This is a genomic window from Paraburkholderia mimosarum LMG 23256 = NBRC 106338, from assembly GCF_000739815.1.
GTDB classification, from domain to species: Bacteria; Pseudomonadota; Gammaproteobacteria; order Burkholderiales; family Burkholderiaceae; genus Paraburkholderia; species Paraburkholderia mimosarum.
The window spans coordinates 1-18,862 of record NZ_BBJJ01000096.1; the positions used below are offsets into that span (position 1 = coordinate 1).

At 61.9% G+C, this 18,862-nt stretch carries 19 protein-coding genes; 13 read left to right on the top strand and 6 right to left on the bottom strand.

What is annotated here, in order from left to right:
* Nucleotides 1–836: 836 nt before the first annotated feature.
* The 11 genes from BMI01S_RS32700 (at nucleotide 837) to tnpC (ending at nucleotide 11,496) form a co-directional block, all read left to right on the top strand.
* On the top strand, nucleotides 837–1,199 hold the full coding sequence (locus BMI01S_RS32700) for an avidin/streptavidin family protein (protein ID WP_154671399.1): 363 nt from the start codon (nucleotides 837–839) through the stop codon (nucleotides 1,197–1,199).
* Between the two features lie 354 nt (nucleotides 1,200–1,553).
* On the top strand, nucleotides 1,554–2,957 hold the full coding sequence (locus BMI01S_RS32705) for a sensor domain-containing diguanylate cyclase (RefSeq protein WP_028215224.1): 1,404 nt from the start codon (nucleotides 1,554–1,556) through the stop codon (nucleotides 2,955–2,957).
* A 223-nt stretch (nucleotides 2,958–3,180) separates the two neighbouring features.
* Nucleotides 3,181–4,152, top strand: coding sequence for a threonine/serine dehydratase (locus BMI01S_RS32710; RefSeq protein WP_036046507.1), 972 nt, complete (start codon nucleotides 3,181–3,183; stop codon nucleotides 4,150–4,152).
* Complete coding sequence (locus BMI01S_RS32715; RefSeq protein ID WP_081716275.1) at nucleotides 4,149–5,171, top strand: ornithine cyclodeaminase family protein; 1,023 nt, start codon at nucleotides 4,149–4,151, stop codon at nucleotides 5,169–5,171. Before BMI01S_RS32710 ends, BMI01S_RS32715 begins: the two co-directional genes overlap by 4 nt.
* Before the next feature lie 616 nt (nucleotides 5,172–5,787).
* Nucleotides 5,788–6,660 carry a hypothetical protein gene (locus BMI01S_RS32720; protein WP_154671400.1) on the top strand — a complete coding sequence of 291 codons (873 nt, stop codon included), beginning with the start codon at nucleotides 5,788–5,790 and terminating at the stop codon, nucleotides 6,658–6,660.
* A gap of 16 nt (nucleotides 6,661–6,676) precedes the next feature.
* Entirely contained in the window at nucleotides 6,677–7,450 is a 774-nt protein-coding gene (locus BMI01S_RS32725; RefSeq protein WP_174480175.1) for an iron-containing redox enzyme family protein, read from the top strand.
* Nucleotides 7,451–7,485: 35 nt separating this feature from the next.
* Complete coding sequence (locus BMI01S_RS39760; RefSeq protein ID WP_161635556.1) at nucleotides 7,486–8,313, top strand: cupin-like domain-containing protein; 828 nt, start codon at nucleotides 7,486–7,488, stop codon at nucleotides 8,311–8,313.
* 244 nt (nucleotides 8,314–8,557) lie between these two features.
* Complete coding sequence (gene phaP, locus BMI01S_RS32735; RefSeq protein ID WP_036046510.1) at nucleotides 8,558–8,950, top strand: TIGR01841 family phasin; 393 nt, start codon at nucleotides 8,558–8,560, stop codon at nucleotides 8,948–8,950.
* A gap of 77 nt (nucleotides 8,951–9,027) precedes the next feature.
* A complete protein-coding gene (locus BMI01S_RS32740; protein WP_028232384.1) occupies nucleotides 9,028–9,555 on the top strand; it encodes a transposase in 528 nt (175 codons plus the stop codon).
* Nucleotides 9,531–9,884 carry an IS66 family insertion sequence element accessory protein TnpB gene (tnpB, locus tag BMI01S_RS32745; protein WP_028232385.1) on the top strand — a complete coding sequence of 118 codons (354 nt, stop codon included), beginning with the start codon at nucleotides 9,531–9,533 and terminating at the stop codon, nucleotides 9,882–9,884. The genes BMI01S_RS32740 and tnpB overlap by 25 nt, the downstream gene beginning before the upstream one ends.
* 31 nt (nucleotides 9,885–9,915) lie before the next feature.
* Nucleotides 9,916–11,496, top strand: coding sequence for an IS66 family transposase (gene tnpC / locus BMI01S_RS32750; RefSeq protein WP_042292074.1), 1,581 nt, complete (start codon nucleotides 9,916–9,918; stop codon nucleotides 11,494–11,496).
* Nucleotides 11,497–11,732: 236 nt separating this feature from the next.
* On the opposite strand, the gene BMI01S_RS32755 is transcribed toward tnpC, so the two are convergent.
* From BMI01S_RS32755 to BMI01S_RS41380, 6 genes are all read right to left on the bottom strand, one after another.
* Nucleotides 11,733–13,889 carry a putative bifunctional diguanylate cyclase/phosphodiesterase gene (locus BMI01S_RS32755; RefSeq protein ID WP_244145440.1) on the bottom strand — a complete coding sequence of 719 codons (2,157 nt, stop codon included), beginning with the start codon at nucleotides 13,887–13,889 and terminating at the stop codon, nucleotides 11,733–11,735.
* A gap of 624 nt (nucleotides 13,890–14,513) precedes the next feature.
* Nucleotides 14,514–14,888, bottom strand: coding sequence for a topoisomerase DNA-binding C4 zinc finger domain-containing protein (locus BMI01S_RS44220; RefSeq protein ID WP_081716276.1), 375 nt, complete (start codon nucleotides 14,886–14,888; stop codon nucleotides 14,514–14,516).
* 406 nt (nucleotides 14,889–15,294) lie between these two features.
* Nucleotides 15,295–15,714 carry a hypothetical protein gene (locus tag BMI01S_RS32760; protein ID WP_028232892.1) on the bottom strand — a complete coding sequence of 140 codons (420 nt, stop codon included), beginning with the start codon at nucleotides 15,712–15,714 and terminating at the stop codon, nucleotides 15,295–15,297.
* A gap of 227 nt (nucleotides 15,715–15,941) precedes the next feature.
* Entirely contained in the window at nucleotides 15,942–16,325 is a 384-nt protein-coding gene (locus BMI01S_RS44455; RefSeq protein ID WP_420330028.1) for a hypothetical protein, read from the bottom strand.
* Between the two features lie 64 nt (nucleotides 16,326–16,389).
* Nucleotides 16,390–16,587, bottom strand: a complete 198-nt coding sequence (locus tag BMI01S_RS44460) for a hypothetical protein (protein ID WP_420330029.1) — start codon at nucleotides 16,585–16,587, stop codon at nucleotides 16,390–16,392.
* 202 nt (nucleotides 16,588–16,789) lie between these two features.
* A complete protein-coding gene (locus BMI01S_RS41380; RefSeq protein WP_154671493.1) occupies nucleotides 16,790–16,939 on the bottom strand; it encodes a hypothetical protein in 150 nt (49 codons plus the stop codon).
* 549 nt (nucleotides 16,940–17,488) lie between these two features.
* On the opposite strand from BMI01S_RS41380, the gene BMI01S_RS32775 reads away from it, so the two are divergent.
* On the top strand, nucleotides 17,489–17,830 hold the full coding sequence (locus BMI01S_RS32775) for a hypothetical protein (protein ID WP_028215607.1): 342 nt from the start codon (nucleotides 17,489–17,491) through the stop codon (nucleotides 17,828–17,830).
* A gap of 192 nt (nucleotides 17,831–18,022) precedes the next feature.
* Nucleotides 18,023–18,862: SIR2 family protein (locus BMI01S_RS32780; protein WP_042292078.1), on the top strand; the 840-nt coding region annotated here is incomplete at its 3' end.

Consider the following 18,862-nt stretch of genomic DNA (forward strand, 5'->3'; position numbering starts at 1 on the left):
TGATCTTCACCTATCCACTCTGACAGGTTGCGCTTTCGGGGCGCATCGCTGCACGACGCCAATGGATGACGCGCGAGGGGCGTCACGCGCTTGTACGCAAGGCATGCCTCGCCAGTCTGGTCATGCAAATCCACCGATCGTCGATTCTCCTTACTTTCTGCAAAACCATTTCGCATGCCGAAGCGTCCAATATAGTGGTTGACGCCCTGTCTATTGGCTCCTATGATGCAATCACGACTTGTATGAAGAATAAACGCGTATGGGGCCTGACCACGCGGCAGAGCCGCGCAGCATTGCGCAGACAGCGGATGTGAGTGGCTCCAGTCAGGGAGAGCCCGGTCATGAGGAGGCGAGCATATCTGCCTCTCGCCGGGTGTTTTCACAGAAGTACCGTGTGCAGTTTCTGCAGGAAGAAGGCAGGCCAGACTTCGCTGGATTCAACGAACTGGTATATCGGCTTTCCGGGCATCGCGTTTTCGCACGACCAGACGCCCGGCAATGCAAATCTAACTGCTAAGTAATCCAAATGGTTTTTGCGGGGTAAGCCTCGTGGCGAATGGGACATTCGAGAAGAGGGTCAGTTTGGGTAACAAGTGGCAAAGCCGGCATCCCAGGATTTTTCCGTGGCGCTAAAGTTTCGGCATGTCTCTATGCACGCGTATACGAATACGCCCGTCAAGAGGTCGCGTCTGGCGGGCGCGGAATCGTGCGCCCTTTTGCGGGTAGAGGGTTGATGTCCGGAATGCCTGGCGAGTGTTCTGTTGTTAATGGTGAGTGGCTAGAAAAGGAAAAGGCATGTTGATCGACAGAAAACACTTCGTCCACTGTCGGGCGTCGTGCAAGGTGCGAAAGGCGCAACGCCAGAACTGGTTGGCAAGTGGGAAAACGAACTGGGCTCGGTCATGACGATCGATCAGTTTGACGGCGTGAATTTTAGTGGCACCTACCAGAGCGCTGTGAGCAGTGACGGGCAGTACGCTACCGGCCCGATCTCCGGAACGGTAGCCGAAGACGCGATCGCATTCACGGTGGACTGGGATATCGCGTACGCCTCGGTGACGAGTTGGAGCGGCCTGTTGCTTCACAACGGAGACCAGGCCTGCATGTACACGCTCTGGAACCTGTCGAGCACGCCAGAGAAGGAAGACGACTTCTGGCAGTCCATCCAGGCTGGCGCGGACCTGTTTGCACAGACCTGAGTGCAATCGGTCGTGGATCGTTCCGGCTGCCTGGCCACATTCACGGGGCAGTGTTCAGCGGGCTATCCCTTCTGAACGGACCATCCAGCGCGTGTTGAACGGTGCGCGGTTGATCACGCTGCGTGCCGAACGCAGTGGGAAATGTCGACTCACCTCAAGGTGGGGGGCGTGGTCAAGAGACATGCAACGCATACACATTTCCGGAAGGCCTGTCGGTGATCGGCAAGGGAGGCGGCGCTTCCGTTTCCATGATGGTGCTGCTCGACACGGGTAAGTGTGACGGACTGGCCACAATTTGCGGCAGGCATGCCAGCAGTGCCTGCGAAACGACGGTAAATGCCAGAGGGGGGCGGCATGAGTGTTACGATTGCGACGCGTGAGTCACCGGAGATGGTCAGGCTCATCACGAAACTCTATGCCCGCTTCGTGCTGGCTGGCTTTGCGCTGGTGCCCGCGTACCTGATCGCCTATCTGTTTTTCTTCCAGGATCCCACGCTCAGGCTCGAGAACCACCTGTTCCACGAGATCGCAATAGCCGCCGCAACGCTCGAAGGGCTGTTCGTCACCTACGTCACCTGGCAGTGCTACCGGTCTTCCGGTGAGCCGCTGTTACGATGGCTGACGCTAGGCTTTCTCGGCTTCGTCCTCATTTATGCCCTGCACGGCGCCTTCACCGGCATGGCGCACCACAATATCTGGCTGTTCCTGCTTTATGGCCCGGCGTCGCGCCTTGTGATGTCGACCCTGCTGCTGGTGGGGCTGCTCTCGTACAACCAGCCGCCCGATACGGTCGAGAGGCGCACCGACTGGCGCGGCTGGCTCACCTGGATGGCGCTGTTCCTTTTCGTCGACCTGGTGGTCGCCGGGATCGCGTACAGTCCCATCGCCGGGACCCTCGCGGTCCGTCTGTCGATGGAGGGGGGCGCCATGATCCTTTCCGCGCTGAACGTCCTGATACTGTTGCTGCGACGCATCCGCACGCCACTGATGGTCATGTTTGGCGTTTCGGTCACGGCGTTTGCGTTGTCCTCATTAGCCTTCATTCTGGGGCGGCCGTGGAACCACATGTGGTGGCTTGCGCATGCGATCTTCGCCGGTGGATTCTTTCTGCTCAGCTATGGCGTGGTTCAGGCGTTTCACACGACGCGCTCGTTTGCAACCATCTACAGCCGGGAAGAACTGATGGCGCGGCTTGCCGAGGCCATGGGCCGCACCGAAAGTGCGCTGCAGGAACTGCAGCGGACCAACGACAGGCTTGAGCACCTGGCTGCCACCGATCCGCTTACCGGCGCGGCCAACCGGCGCCAGTTCATCGAACGCGTCGAAGCCGAGATCGAGCGCGCCCGGCGAGGTGGTGCGCCGTTTTCGCTGCTCGCGCTCGACCTCGATCACTTCAAGGCAATCAACGACGCGTACGGACACCAGGCAGGCGACACGGTGCTGCGCGAATTCGTGCAGATATGCGGTGACGCAATCCGCCCCTACGACGGCGTCGCACGGGTGGGTGGCGAGGAATTCATGGTGCTGCTGCCGCAGACAGGTCTGGACGCTGCACTCACAACGGGCGAACGCATTCGCTCGATGATCGCTGGCAGTATCTTCGGGACTGGCAGCGGGCGGCGCGGCGAAGTGACCGTCAGCGTTGGCGGCTCGCAGTTTGGCCGCGATGGCGACACCATTGACACGATCCTGCGTGCGGCCGACGAGCGGCTCTACTGCGCGAAACATCTGGGTCGCAACCGCGTCGTCGTCGGATAGGTGCGGCATGCTGCTACGTGATTCTGATCGCTCATTTGAGTCAACCCGGCCGCAGCCGATGATTGAGGCTCTTTGAGGTACCGGCAGCAGGCCTGCAACGTTGCAAGAAGGTACGCCCAGGTTTCTGATGTCGCCGCGCGACGGCCACCTCCAAGGGGGGCGATTCACCGCTTACCTCGCCAGCGCATTCGTGTATGCGTTGCCTTTGATTAAGAAAATATCGATGTCAGACGATCTGTTTGCCAGAATCATGGACGCGCACTGGGCGATTCGACCGCAGGTTGCCGTCACGCCCCTTTCGTACAGCCCCGATCTGTCGAAGCTCACCGGCTGCGAGGTCTATCTAAAATGCGAGCACCTGCAGCACACGGGTTCGTTCAAGTTTCGCGGCGCATGGAACAAGGTGCGTCTGCTTGACGCGGCCGCGCGGGAGGCAGGGATACTGGCCGTATCGAGCGGCAACCACGGGCAGGGGGTCGCGCTTGCCGGCAAGCTCGCAGAAGTGCCCGTCACCGTCTTTACGACCACCGCAGCATCGCCAGTCAAGCTCGATGCGATCCGCGCGCTGGGCGCGACCGTCGTGACGATCGACGATGCGTCGCTCGCCGTTGAACTTGAAGCGGCGCGGCAGGCACAACTGACGGGTATGACGTTCGTCTCACCCTACAACGATATCGATGTCATTGCCGGGCAGGGGACGATTGGCATGGAGCTTGACGGGCAGGCCCGTGAACGGGGCCTAGACCTGTCGGCGGTGTTCGTCTCGGTTGGCGGCGGCGGGCTGATTTCAGGCGTCGGAACCGTGCTGCGGAAACTGCGTCCCTCGACGGCAGTGACTGGTTGCTGGCCCGCCAACTCGACCGCCCTCTACCGTTGCCTGAAAGCCGGGAGGATCGTCGAGTCCGAGGAACTCGACACCATTTCCGATGGCACCGCCGGAGGGATCGATCCGGACACGATCACCTTCGGTATCAGCCAGCAGGTCATCACGGACACCGCACTCGTCACCGAAGAAGAAATCCGGGTAGCGATGAAACGGATCGCCCAGACCGACGGATGGATGGTGGAGGGGGCCGCAGGCGTCGCGCTGGCGACGTTGCTCAGGAAGGCGCCCAAGTATCAGGGGCGCGCGGTAGCCGTCGTGCTCTGCGGCCGGAATATCTCGCTGGAAAAATTCATCGGAGCGGTGAAATGAGAATCTGGAAACGAAACGAGATTGCTGCGCGCTTTGACGTGGCGCGCGCGACACGCATGGTCGAGCAGGGCTTTATCGCCTACTCGCAGGGTACGGCGCGGGTTCCGCCGATCCAGAACATTCAGTTCGAATCGGTGAACGGCGAATGCTGCATCAAGTCGGCATACATCGTTGACGCGTCGACCTTCGCGGTGAAAGTGTCGTCCGGCTTCTACAACAATCCCGCGGCGGGTTTGCCGACCAATAACGGATTTACCGTGCTGATTTCGGCGCATACTGGCGAACCGGTCGCGTTGCTGCAGGACGAAGGGTGGCTGACTTCCGTGCGCACGGCGATTGCAGGTCAACTTGCCGCGCGCCTGCTGGCGCCACTCGAGGTCGAGGGGATCGGGATCATCGGCACAGGCAGCCAGGCTCGCCTTCAACTGGCGTATCTGAAGCCGGTTACCGCGTGCCGGGAAGTGCACGTCTGGGAGCCGATCCCGGAACGCTGCGCACGGTTTGCCTCGGACATGTCGGCGCACGGGTTCGAGGTGCACGTACACGACACGGCCGAAGAGGTGGCGGGGAGCGCGAACCTGATCGTCACGGCGACCCCTTCGCGCGAGGCACTGCTGCAACGCGAGTGGATTCGTCCCGGCACGCATATAACTGCCGTGGGCGCTGACAGCATGGGCAAACAGGAGCTCGATCCCGGCATCGTCGCCCGGGCGGGCGCCATCGTCGTCGACTCGATCGTGCAGTGCAGCCAGTATGGCGAAGTGTCCCATGCGCTATCCGCCGGACTCATCGAGAAGGAGGCACTGGTTGAAATCGGCACGTTGCTCGCGGCAAAGCGCAGGGGGCGTAACGACGCCGACCGGACTCAGGTGACGGTCGCAGATTTGACAGGGGTCGCGGTGCAGGATGCGCAAATTGCGGAAAGTATCGTGAGTCCCAAAGCCCGATTGCAGGCCATGCGGACCGTGTCGGCCGGCGAAAAGCTGCCCGGCGCCAAAAAGCGCATTCCACACGTCTGACGATCTCGCATAGGTTACCAAATCGCGAGAATTACACCATTCTCATGGAGGGGCAGCATCACAGGACATTCACTTGAGCCGTGGCACCGGGTCAAACGGATATGCAACTTCACAATAGTATTATTAGATATGCCAATTGATTAAAATAACCGGAAGACTGAATACATAAAACGGCTCAGGTAGAGTCTTCGTGTGAGTTTCATGAGCGCGTTCGATACCTGTCAACCTGGATAGGGAAATTTGACCGTAGACGTCATCTCAATATAATCAAAGTATCTCTGCAGCCGTGCGCGATCTGTTGAGTGTCGGTGACTCACATTGCACAAACAAAACGAATGACATAACAAGGATCGACATCCGGGACGCCTGCCTTTCCCACGTTCTATTCCGCATTTCAGCGTGATTTCCGGTCTCCGGTATGGGCGTGGTCTTTGGGCTGCGTCGCAACTGGAGCCGCTTGCGGAGCCTGAAGACAGGGGTGTGTGTACATCGATATCTGTAGTAGCACCGAATTCGTGTTGTTGCCCATACTCAGGAAACGGTAGTTGGTTCGGTGTTTCAAGGCGGTATCCACAAAACGTCAAATGACGTTATTTATCCAATCAGGAGATTGACCATGAGTTCCAGTACTGTTGATTTGCTGACTGACCTGCTGCTGGTCACTACCCGGTATCTCGAGCAGATCGAAGATGTGGCCGATCAGCTCGATCTGGCCATACGCGCGGATGGTGCGCGCGCTTCACGAGCCCGGGTTGACAGGGCGTTGCGCGACGGGGATCTGGTCGCCCGTTTTGAGCGCACGGCGCGCGCACTCCGTGATCGGGACCTGCGTGCGGATCGCGCCACGCGTTCCCTGCGTGACGAGGAGTTGCGTGCCGAGCTGGCCGACCGTGCGGCCCGATCACTGCGCGATGAAGAACTGCGCGCCGAACTGGCCGACCGTGCAGCGCGTTCACTGCGTATTGGGGAACTGCGTGCGGATCGCGCTGCGCGCTTGCTCCGCGACGAAGAACTGCGTGCCGAGCTGGCTGACCACGCGGCCCGTTCACTGCGGGATGAGGAACTGCATGCGGATCGCGGGGCTCGCTCGCTGCGCGACGAGGAGCTGCGCGCCGAGCTGGCCGACCGCGCCGCCAGATCACTCCGTGATGAGGAGCTGCGTGCGGATCGCGCCGCACGCACGCTTCGCGACGAGGAGCTGCGCGCGGAGCTGGCTGACCGCGCGGCCCGTTCACTGCGGGATGAGGAACTGCGTGCGGATCGCGGGGCTCGCTCGCTGCGCGACGAGGAGCTGCGCGCCGAGCTGGCCGACCGCGCCGCCAGATCACTCCGTGATGAGGAGCTGCGTGCGGATCGCGCCGCACGCACGCTTCGCGACGAGGAGTTGCGCGCGGATCGCTCCGCGCGGTCCCTGCGTGACGAAGAGCTGCGCGCCGAGCTTGCCTCGCGTGCGGGACGGGCGGAGAGTGGGCTCGACGTCATCAAATAAAACGGATACCGGAACCATGAATACTCGATCAGGGGTGGCGCAGCGTGTCGATGATCTACTCGTATCCGAAGTCGAACAGATTCTCGCTTCCGTTCCGTACTCGGCACATCTCAGTTCCGGGGATCAGGAACTTGATGAGGAATATTACGTTCGTCATCGCATCGAGACCATCCGGAGGATTCGCCTGACCGCCAGAGTCGATGCGCTGGCGCTCGCCCGCATGATCGAGGAGGACTACGACAGTAGCCGTCTATGGGGCCGCTATACGGCGGAGGAGTTGAATCACGACATCCTCTTTCGGAACGACCTCCGTTACCACGGATGCAGTGACGAAACCATAGACGGTACCGCTCCACTCCAGGCGACCCGGGATCTGATCGCGTATCTTGCGAGACGACTGGACGAGATCGGCTCGCTCGCCGCGGTTGCCTATTCGTTGTTCGTCGAATGGAACTCGGAACGCGTCTCTGCGCTCGTTGTGGCCCGCGCAGAACGTCGATTTTCCGCGCGGCACCTCAAGGGTGCCCGCAGCCATCTGCATATTGACAGACACGCCGGACACTACCCGATGATCCTCGCAATTGCGCAGAAGCTGGCCGTGCGCGAGGAGGACGAGCGACATCTGTTCACGACCCTGAAGGACCTTGCGTGTCTCTTCGGTGCATATTTTCGCGAGCTCCATGACGTTACTGTCGGGAAACGGACCGGGGGGCACTCAGGCCCTTTGGAGGAATGTGCGCGCAGGCCGGATGTGGGCGCTTCGCCCGTCACCGGGGATCAACTGACATAACACAGCGGGAACGCCGAAAGCGTTCCCGAAACAACATGAACCCATCCGTAGTCAACAGGGAATATCTGCCGCTCACGCACCTTGTCGAAACGAACACGGTTCCGGGTGCGAGGGAGTTCCATCGCCGGTTTGTTCGTCCAGGCTTACCCGTTGTCTTTAGAGGCGCGGCACTGGGGCTGGGCGCTGTCAGGCGATGGAATTGCGGCTATCTGAAGGCTGCAGCGGGGAGCCGTCGTGTACCCATCGAGTATTCGCCGGACAAGGAGTTCGCTCTACCGGAGCGAATCGGTAAGGATCGGGTCCATTCCAGCTTCGGCAGCTTTGTCGACTACCTGATCTACGGCGATACGGCCAGCCCAACGACTTACTATCTGGCGCAGGTTGATACACTAAAGTATCTCCCTGAACTGGTCGGCGATATTGTCAGGCCTTCGTTCGCACCGCTCGCGAAGATCATGCGGCCACCATATCTGTGGATGGGCATTGGCGGCAACGCTTCGACGCTGCATTACGATTCATATGACAACCTGTATGCGATGGTGAGCGGGCGCAAGCACATTACCCTGTTTCCGCCCACAGACCGCCGCCATCTCTATCCGTACACCGACGATCGCAGGAATCGCCATTTCAGCCGCATCAATCTGCGTACCCCCGATCTCGAACGATTTCCCGGATTGCTGGACGCGCAGCCTGTCGAATGTGTGCTGTGTCGAGGCGACATCCTCTATATCCCTGAGGGATGGTGGCACTATCTGCGCTCGCAGGGACTCAACGTCGCGGTCAACTGGTGGTGGATAGAAGACGAGGAACCTCGCGAGCTGCGCCGGATCAATGCAGGCCGAGGATTCGATGCAAAGCATTGAGAGCCGCGTGCAGCCGGCAGCCGCACTCGATGCGCACAGGAGCACCGATTCGAACGAGGGAGCCTCTGTCCTCGAGGAATGACTCGCGCGCTGTGTCCGGCGGTACAGTTCTCGCGAGTTTTGCATGGCGCGCGCGACGTCCATGCGCCATGCGCGAAGGCGTCTTTCGGATCACTGTCGCGGCAACCCTCCGCGACATATGGGCCGAGAGGTCTCACAGGATTGGAAATCAGGGAGTTTTACAATGTCTCTACCTGCTCAAGATCAGATCGCAGCTACACAGAAGGCAAACACCGAAGCGTTTTTCGCGCTCGCCGGCAAGGTGATTGACGGCGTGGAAAAGCTCGCCAGTCTGAACCTGCAGGCCACGGGGTCGGGTCTTGCCCGGACGCAGGCGATCGCCATCAAGACGGTTGAAAGCGCCGGCGACCCGCAGGAGTGGATCGCACTGCAGGGAGGACTCTTCGCGCCGCTCACCGAAAAGCTGATGTCGTATGGCGTCAATCTGTTCGATATTGCGTCAACCATGCGCTCGGCGATCATGCAGACCGCCGAAGCGCAATTCGAACGCTGCAGTGAGCGCATGCAGGCGTTCACAGAGGAAGCCGCCAAGCGCGCGCCCGCGGGTTCTGCGTAAGCGATCCATCTTTGACGTCTGGCAGTAAGCCGCAGGAGCGAGGAGCATAGGTGTCCACCAACTGGAGGTGGACACCTATGGCCGAAAAAAACTCAGAGTTGAAAGTGGTGCGTCAGAGCCGCGACGGACGGCGGCAGTACGACGAGAAAGGCAAGCGCGCACTCATCGAGGCGGCGCTGTGCTCAGGCATGTCGGTTGCCCGTCTGGCGCAGGAGCATGGAGTGAACGCCAACCTGCTGCGCAAGTGGATCACGAAATACCTGCTGGAGCGTGAAAAAAACAATGCGCCGACACCGCAGGACACCGTTGCCAGGGACCTCGATTTCCCACCGTCCGCGGGCGAGGTAATCGATAGCGTATCGGACGGACGCCCGGATTTGATCAAGCCGGTGGTGCAGACTTCGGCACCTTCGCCATTTGTGCCCGTCGTTGCGGTGTCGTCGGCGCATCCAACGCCACCTGCCGTGCCGGTGACGGCGCTCGCGTTACATGTGCGCCTTTCCAATGGTGTCGAGTTTAACATCGGGGACGCAAGCGTCGAGGAACTAACCACCGTAGTCCAGATGCTCGGGAGGATGCCGTGTTCCGCTTCGACGAAAACCTGAGGGTGTACCTGCACCGCGATCCCGTCGATTTCCGCTACGGCATGAACAGCCTGTCGATTCTCGTCGAGCAGGCCATGCATCTGAACCCGATGGACTCCTCTCTTTATATCTTCGGAAACCGCCGCCGTGACAGGGTCAAGATCATCGGATGGGATGGTAGTGGTTTCTGGCTGATGACGAAGCGCCTTGAAACAAGCCGTTTCATCTGGCCCGACAGGAAGACCGAAGTCGTGGCATTGACGCCAGCGTCGCTGCACGCGCTGCTCGATGGCGATGACATCACTGCGATCCGCCGACATCCACGGGAGGAATATTTGCGCGTGAGCTGAACATGGGCGGGCATGCATGGTCTAATCCGGCATGCCCGCCCAGATCACGATCTCCGCCGACGAGCTCAATGCGTTACTCGCCATGCGCGAGGCGTATGCCACTCTTGAGCGCGAGCACGAGGAAACCCGCAGCATGCTGCGTCTGGTGAGCGCGGAGCGCGACCTGGCCGAGGAACGGCTGCGTGCCTACCGGCGTGAGCTGTTTGGCGCAAGGAGCGAAGCACGGGACTCGGAACAGTTCGGGCTGTTCAACGAAGCTGAAGCGCTTGGCGCGAATGCGGCCCCGGCCCAGGAAGATACGCCCGAAACGAAGGTCGGTGCGCATACACGCAAAAAGCGTGGCCACCGCAAGCCGCTCGATCCCGGTCTTCTAAGCGTTCCTCGCCTGCACGAACTTCCGGAGGCCGAGCGTTTCTGTAGCAACGACGGCCATGCCCTGGTCGAGTTCGGCGTGGAAATCAGCGAACAGCTCGACGTGATTCCTGAGCAGCTACGCGTGATCCAGCATCAGCGGGTCAAGTATGCATGCCCGTGCTGTGATCTGGGCATCAAGGTCACACCGGCGCCACCTTGTATCATCCCACGAGGACTCCTTACCGAATCTGCACTTGCCTGGATCGCGGCGGGCAAATTCCAGTTTGGCATGCCCTTGTATCGTCAGGCTGGCCTGCTTCGCCGCTTCGGTGGTGATATCTCGTCAAACACGATCGCAGCCAGCATGGTCAAGGCCGGCCTCGCAACGCAGCCAGTCGTTAACCTGATGCGTGACGCGCTGCTTGAGGCAGCGGTGATCCTCGCTGACGAGACGCCCTTCCAGGTCCTCAAGGAGAAAGGGCGCAAGCCACAGACGAAGAGCTACCTGTGGTGTCAGATGACAGGCACGGGAATCCCGATCTGTTGCTATACCTACACGCCGGGTCGCGGGGCGAAGCTGGCTGACAGGCTGTTCGCTGGCGTGCAGGAAGGCGCCGCGCTGATGACCGATGGCTATGAGGCTTATAACGGTATCGCCGAGCGGTACAAGCTCGTGCACCTTGGTTGCCTCGTTCACGCGAGACGTTACTTCGTTAAGGCCGAGGAAAATGTTCCCAAGGCGGCACGTACGCCAGATCTGCTCGCAACACGCTTCATCAAACTGTTTGGCAAGTTGTTTGCCGCCGAGGCACGCAGTAAAACGTGGAACGCAGACCGGCGTCAGCGCTTGCGGCAACGCTATAGCGCCCACGTACTCCAGGTCATCAAGGATCTCATGATCGAGCAGTCTCCAGGGGTGCCGCCCCAGAGCATGCTTGGCAGGGCACTGACCTATCTGCGTGAGCAGTGGCCGAAGCTGGTGCGCTACCTCGAGAACGGCGACTGGCCGGTATCGAACAATCCTTGTGAAAATTCCATTCGCCCGTTTGTCGTTGCACGCAAGGGCTTCCTGTTCGCAGATACGGTTGCCGGCGCACATGCCAGCGCAAATCTCTTTAGTCTCGTTGAAACCTGCAAGGCCAATGGTATCGATCCATACCGCTACCTGACCTGGCTGTTCGAGCGCCTGCCTCTGGCAAAGACTGCCGACGACTACGAAGCGCTCGTGCCTTGGCGGATGCCGCCCTCCCAGAACTGATTCTCAGCATATTCACTCCACGAATCAACGCGCCTGTCTACTACTCAGAGGGGCGGCGATAATGGATCGCTTACGGTTCTGCGGTCGCGATTGAAGCGTGGAAGTCAGCGCTCGGCGCCACGGGGACCCTGTTTGATACGCTGCAAAAGGCGAGCCACCAGGCCATGCAGGTGACTGGGAGCAATCTTGAAGCGCTGACGGCAACCGTCACGAAGGCAACTCAGCGCGGCGCCGATTTACCGCCGCAGTGATTCCGGGATGTGCCCGTGGCGTAGCAGCACAGCGGCTTGGGCGCCATCCACCGCCTGGCTGAAGTGAAAGCCTTGCGCCTTCGTCGCCCGATTGGTGTCCGCGAGGAACAGACGCTGCTGCTCGGTCTCCACGCCTTGTGCGATGACGCCCATGCCGGCCTCGCGCGCGAGGTTGACAATGGCACGGATTTTCGCCGCTCCCGCAGGATCACTGGCAAGCCGCTGGACGACGGATCGGGCGACCTTCAGATGGTTCGCCTCGCACTTGCGGACATAGTCGAAGGTCCCGAATTCGCCTGCAAACCCGTCGATGGCGATCTTCACACCGAGCCTGCGCAGCGCGCCCAGCACGTCGTTGCGCGCCCACGCGAGACGGGTCAGGGTTGCCTCCGCTACGTCGAACTCCAGATCGGTTGGGGCCAGCTGCCATTTCGTGAGTGTGGCAGCAACGTCGCGAACGAAAGCTTCCCCGCTGAGGAGTTCAGACCAGGACAGGTTGACCGCGATCATCAGCGGGGCAATCCCTTCGTCGCGCCATGCCCTCATCTGGCGGCACGCCTGCTCCAGCACCCAGCGGCCGAGCGTCGCCATCAGGCCGGCCCGTTCAGCAACCGGCATGAACTCGTCCGGAGCAAGCAGGCCGCGCGTTGGGTGATGCCAGCGTACCAGAGCCTCCATCCCGATAATGTTCCCCGAAGACAACTCCACCTCGGGCTGGTACTGGAGTTCGAGCTCGCTACGATCTGGCGCGGTGCGGAGGTCTTCGGCAAGCATCATCATTTCGCGCACGGCCTGATCGAGACGCGCGGAAGGGAAGCAATACCGGTTGCCGCCCGTATGCCGTGCACGCCGGAGCGCCTGACCGGCCTGCCCAAGCAGCTCCTGCGCCAGGCTACGGCCCTGCACGTACAGGCACACGCCAATACTGGCGGTCACATGGACCTCGTTGCCCCCGAAGCGCCAGACCGCCGCCAGTGCGGTGCGGATTCTCTGAGCGAGGAGGCCTGCGTCAACGGGCTCGACCGCCTCGGCCTGCAGCACGGCAAATTCGTCGCCACCGACCCGCGCGACCAGATCGCGTTCGCCCACGCAGCCCGTCAGCCGCATCGCGACCTCTTGAAGCAACCGGTCGCCAACGGGCCGCCCGAGGGTGTCATTGACGGACCCGAAATGATCGAGTCTTAAATGCAGGACTGCGAATGGTATCGCGCCGCGCCCGGCAGCTGCCAGCGCTAGGCGCACCCGGTGCCTGAACGCGACTTCGTCTGCAAGCCCGGTGAGTACATCGCTACCCGCTAGCCATGCGATGCCAGCTTCGGCTGCACGCATTCCAGTCTGGTCGAGGATGAGCCCTTCCACCTCGACGAGCCGGCCATCCACGTCACGCACCGGGATGAACCGGTTCTCAACCCAACGGCAGTTGCCATCGCCCGTGCGCAGGCGGAACTCGACGGACGCCTGTGTGACACGCCTGTCCAGGAGGCGCGCCATGACCGCTTCGACTCGCGGCCAGTCGCGCGGGTCGACAAGACCCGGTAGCCCGGCGGGAGAGGCAAGCACGGCGTCGCGGTTGTACCCAAACAGGATGATGTCGTGCGAAATCTCGAGGAACGGCAGTGCAGGCTCTCCGCGCAGGCGGTAAAACACGACCGGACCGTTTATTGCGAGGCTGTTCGCCTCGTCGAGCGCGTCGGTCCGCTGCCTGACCGGGCCAAGCCAGGCAGCGGTGGCGTTACCCGGGCGCGACTTCGCAACCACCACGCGTTCGACGTGACGGATCGCCGTCGGACTGAACGGCTCGACCAGCGTCAGCAGCCGGTCGGCTGACCCGAGTCGTCTGGCCAGAACCTCCCGGGCCGCGGCAGCGTGCGCGCCCACAAGGGCAAACTGCACATGTGGATCCGCCTGCCGGATTCGCATGATCGACCGCAAAACGTCCCGCCCGGGCGATCTGCGTACACTCACGAACACCGTCGTGTATGGCTGGGCGTGTGCAAGCGCCCGGACGACCCGCGTGAGTGCGTCCCTGCCCGATCGCGCGGCATCGATCCGGAGCACCGTGCCCACGCCCTCCATGCCGCCCGACAATATGGCCTGAATCGGCGCTGGCAAGGACTTGCGGTCCGGCGAGCCAGCGAGCATCCTGCGAAGATCCTGTGCAAGCGCCGCATCGGCGTCGATAGCAAGAATTCGGTGACTGCCTGGGGAGGCCCGCTGGCTCGTCAGGGTGTCGTTGTGGTCCCACGGCTCGGTTGCTGACCGAATCCGCGTAGCCGTTGCAGACACAGTGTGTCTGCCACATGGCGCGCCCCGCCCTGATGGCCAATGCCGCACATTGTGAGCTGAAGCCATGATCCCCCCGTGTGAATGACGAGGCATGCGGGACGCAAACCCGCGCGTCGGGCTCATCTCATCAGACAAATACAAGTATAGCTGTCGATTCCACTAGCTGGGCGATCGAGGCAACGAGACTGCTCCACTGAGCCCCGTCCCTCAGAAGCTGTCCTCAAAGTCGGCCGAGTCGGCGAAGCATGAGGCGGGTGCAGGAAATGCAGACGAACGCTTCGGCGGATTTAACGGTAAGCTTGTAGTTCTTCAGAGCCGACGGGAGTGATTCATCGAGTCGAGATTCGCTCCACAATCCATCTCTTCGGCAACACCACGAAGCGATGCGCTGATGCACCGGCCGAACGATGGCTGCCAGGGCAATTGATGGATCGGGGAACGCGTCGCCTCTGTCATGCAATATTCGCGCGCGGCGATGGCTCAGCGGTCCGGCCAGCCAAAGAACCGGCACTGCGGAAAACGGTTGCAGCCGACGAACGGCTTCCCGCTGGATTTGAGGGTCTTCTGGAGCAGCAAACCCTTTGCGCAATCCGGGCAACGCTCTCCAATGCGCCCCCGCGGGGTTGATCGAGGCGATGGCGCCGCCGTCCGCTGACTGACGCCGCTGCCGCGCTGGGCGTCACCCGCGTCCTGAGGTGGAGCGGGCCGTCCGTCGTCATCAGCCTGCGTATACCCGCAATCGGGAGCATGCGAGCATACCCAGCGCGCCGGCACCACATCATCGCGGCGTCGCAGTGGCTTGCGACATTTCGGGCACAGGTCGATCCCCCGTTTCACTTGCGACTCCATCGTCATGATGCAGTGTGCATGGCTTTCGCGTGAATCAGTGCAGCGCAGTCCATGGAGGCCGCCTTGCTTCGATGGGCCGTGTCAACATGCTGCGCATGGTCAGAACAGTGTCGCCGGGGACGTGCATCCGCCGGCATTGTGACCAGGCCGACCGGAACGCGCGGCACTGGCTAGCAGCCTCTGCAATCCCTTCAGCCGTCGCTCCAGCGCCAGCCAGTCGGCTGGTCGCAGTCCCGCCGTGCCGGTCATGCCGGGCACGGCTGTCTCGAGAGCGTCGAGCAAGGTGGTAAGGCCTGAAGGTTCAGTCGTCAGTGGCACGTCTCGCATCATCGCCGCTTTCCCTGTCGGGTTGATACCGCGCGACGACTGTAGCATGACGAAAGCGAGCCTAGACGGCGAAAATCAACGCGGGTCAGTGAAGCAAAGGATGATCGGGCGCGTCCGCCTGCCCGGGCAGATACGCCTGCTCGACCATGCGAAAAGCAAGTTCCGCCAGCGGCTCCACCCGCAGCTCCGCCGGGATGTCGCTGATGGCCCCGACAAAGTCGTGAAATGCCCTGGGCTGATCGAGGTCGGGCAGTTCAGGAATATGCAGTCCGAGTTCGGCCAGCGGTTCCACCCGTTGCGCGGCGGGCAGACCCCCGATCGCCTTCAGGACACACGCAAATGCCGACGCCTGTTCATCATCGGGTACCACGGCAAGCCGGAAGGCAATCGCCCACAGCATGCACGCCCGCAACTCGGACGGGCACGGTGCCATCGCGCGGATAACCGGCTCGAGGCGGCAGACGGCCTTGTCGGGCTGCCGACTGTCAGATTGGTTCCTTCCCATCGTGCGCCTCCACTTGAAAACGCCAAAACGCCCATCTGCCTGTTACTGTGGCCTGAAATCGCCCGGGATGTACCTACCCGTGCTGACAGGTGCGGCGTGACGCATTCGCAATTCAGTCGAAAATTTCGCATATCGAAGCGAATGGAGAGCGATTTCAGCGTGCCTTCCGCGTCATACCTTCAGCGAGGGGGGCGCGCTGCCCGTGCGCGCCACCTCCGTTGCCTCCATCAGGTAAGACCCGATGGCCATAGCTTGAACTGCTCGAGCGTCTTTAGGTGCTGCGGATTCTCGATCTGCGCGCCACGGTCATAGCTACGGCGATGGCTGGCGGGCAAGCCACACCAGGTGTTAAACGCGCCGATGTGGCCGCGCAGGAAGTTCTCCATGCGTGCGTCAAGGAAGAAGCGCAGGTAAATGTCGCGCGAGTACGAGAGCACCATCACGAAGGCCATCAACGGCCGGCGGGCGCGGCCGATCTCGATGTGACCGGTGTCCCCAGTCGAACTGCGCCTGTTCGCCCTGGAGCGTTCGCAAGCGCAGGAACGCTTCAGCAACGGGCCGGGGCCGGTGCAGCGCGACCAGATGACGGAAGTGATCGGGCGCGCCTTCATAGCCGCGCTCGCACACCATGGCATACATGGGGCTCGCGGTGAGCGTGGGGAACTTCTCCAGGGTCTACCGGATGAACGGCAGATACGGCTCGATCATCGAGGGGCGCGGCGGTAGTCCGTGCCGGGGCAGCCCGGCACGGGCGAGCACACGCTGCACCGTCTCGCGATGCACGTGCAACTGCTTTGCGATGGTGCCGCAGCGCCACTTTTCGACATGGTAATAGCGAAGGATCTTCGCTTCGAGCTTGGCTCCAATGGTCATGGGGATCTCCACGGTTGTGATGATGAACACGACGGGAGCCTCGACGACGCACAAAGCCGGTGTACGAACGGCGGCAATATGCAGCCACAGCAATGGCAGTGTGGCGCCGCCGCACTGCCGGCGGCGCTGGCAAGTGCAACGGCGGCGTCAAGGTCCGGTTGCAGTACATCATTCGTGGACGGGACGGGTGAACCGTGATGCGTCACGAATTTGCATCGGTCACGGTGACGCCGGGCTCGCGCTGCGTGAGCGAAACGTCCGCGGCGGCTGTCCTGATAGCGGACTCCAGCAGCACGCTGGGACTCACGGCGGGCAGCACGAGCGCACTCGCTGTCGCAATAGCGGTTGCCACGATCGCAGCGGCGGCAGATGAATACCTGCGCCCGGCAGCGGGCGCACAGGAACAGGCGGCCTGTGGCCAGCATCGACGGTCCTCGAGGAACGCCGAAGAAGTTGGCTAAGGGAAGATCGACGGGACGCCCAGCGGATGCGATACTGCGGCCTCACGCGTTCCGTCTTCTGGCCTGCGCGGCCCGTCGTGCGGTGTTCGTGGAGGCGTAGCACCGGTTTGAACTCGACGGTTTAGGACGGTGTTACGCCTGTTGTTTCTTCGGCGAACCGCGTTTCTACCACACGCCCGGACGCTCGCGTGACCTACCCCCGTTCACGGCTTCGATTTCCATCCCGTCCACTCAACTCGTCCTGCTGCGCCAGCCCGTCTTTTTTGCTGTTTCTTGTTGACGCCGCCAGATTTACGCGGATTTACACGGCGCCACGATCGGCACGAGCAGGCGGCCGCCGGCGTGGTGCCTTCCGGCGCTTGCCACCTGTGTTCGCCGCGCCGTTGCGGAAGGGACCGTTTTGCGCCAGGATCGGATGGCCCCGACTTCCATCTGCCCGCATGGCCGACTGCTTCGAACTTGTTGCCCTCGCACTGCCCGCCGGCTGCGCCCCCGAAAGCTTGCCGCCGGCGGTCGCCGCGTTCTTCGCCGCCTGCTGGCCGGGGATGAGCCGCGCCCAGTTGCTCGACCGCGCCCGCCGCCTGGCGCTGCGCGTGTCGCTGCGCGCGCGACCGGAACCCAGGCCGGAGGGTGTGCGGCTGTATGCGCTGGTGCTCATGACCGGGGCGGTGAAGGCGGAGATGGTGGCCCACGTGCGGCGGTTCGCGCGCCGCCGCGGTGGCGGGCGCGCTAAGGCGTCGCTGCCACCGGCGCGGGACACGAGGCAGCGCGGGCTCTTTTAGCGTAGCCAAAACGTTGCATGCTAACGCTGGGTTGTTAGCCTCGAGCCGGTAACGCCGCCCTTCTGAAGTGCATGGCGCGCGAAAATCGCAGCGATCGACGTATGGCCCAACGCATATCGGGACCCGGAATGTCACATTGCCCAATGCGGACCGTCCATGCGCACACGAAATCAAGAACAAGGAAAGACCGCATTGACACTCCGATTCTCCGACGACGGCCCGGCATTTCCGAACGACCTTGTGGATCGCATGCTGGATGGTGATGTCGTGTTTCTTTGCGGCGCGGGCGTAAGCGCACCTCAATTGCCGACGTTCGGCGAACTTGTCGACCAGATCTACCAGAGCATCGGCGTCGAACCGACGACCGCGGAATCCCTCGCCATCAAGAAGCATGGTCGATACGAGGAGGCGCTCGGTGCTGTGGCGCGGCGTCTCGTGAATCCGGCGCGGATCTACGACGAGGCCGCTGGTATCCTCGCGCGCCCGAACGTGGATCTGGCGCACCACAGGACCTTGCTTCGCCTGTCCCGGGCGCGGGACAACAGCTTGCTCCTTGTCACCACGAACTTCGACGGCTTGTTCGAGCGCGCCCTCGATGCGTCGGAAGGACCGGGCCGTGGCAAGACGTCGAGCCTCGCGGGGCAGGCGCTGCCTCCACCGGGGACAGATACGTGCCAGGGAATCATTCATCTGCATGGCCGCATTCGCGATGCGGAAGCCGGCCTGGAAGCGACACCGCTGGTCCTGACAAGCGCCGACTACGGTGACGCCTACATGAGGTCAGGGTGGGCGTCACGATTCCTGTTTGATCTTGTACGGTGCAAGACGCTTGTCCTTGTCGGTTACAGTGCAGGCGACGCGCCGGTTCGCTACTTTCTGAACCTGCTGGAAGGCGACAGGGACCGGTTTAACGATCTGCGATCGGTCTACGCGCTCGACTCGTACGAACACGACGCGTCCGAAACGGCGGAGCGATGGGACACGATCGCTGTCGTGCCGATCCCCTACCGGAAGCGGCATGACGGAGGGGGG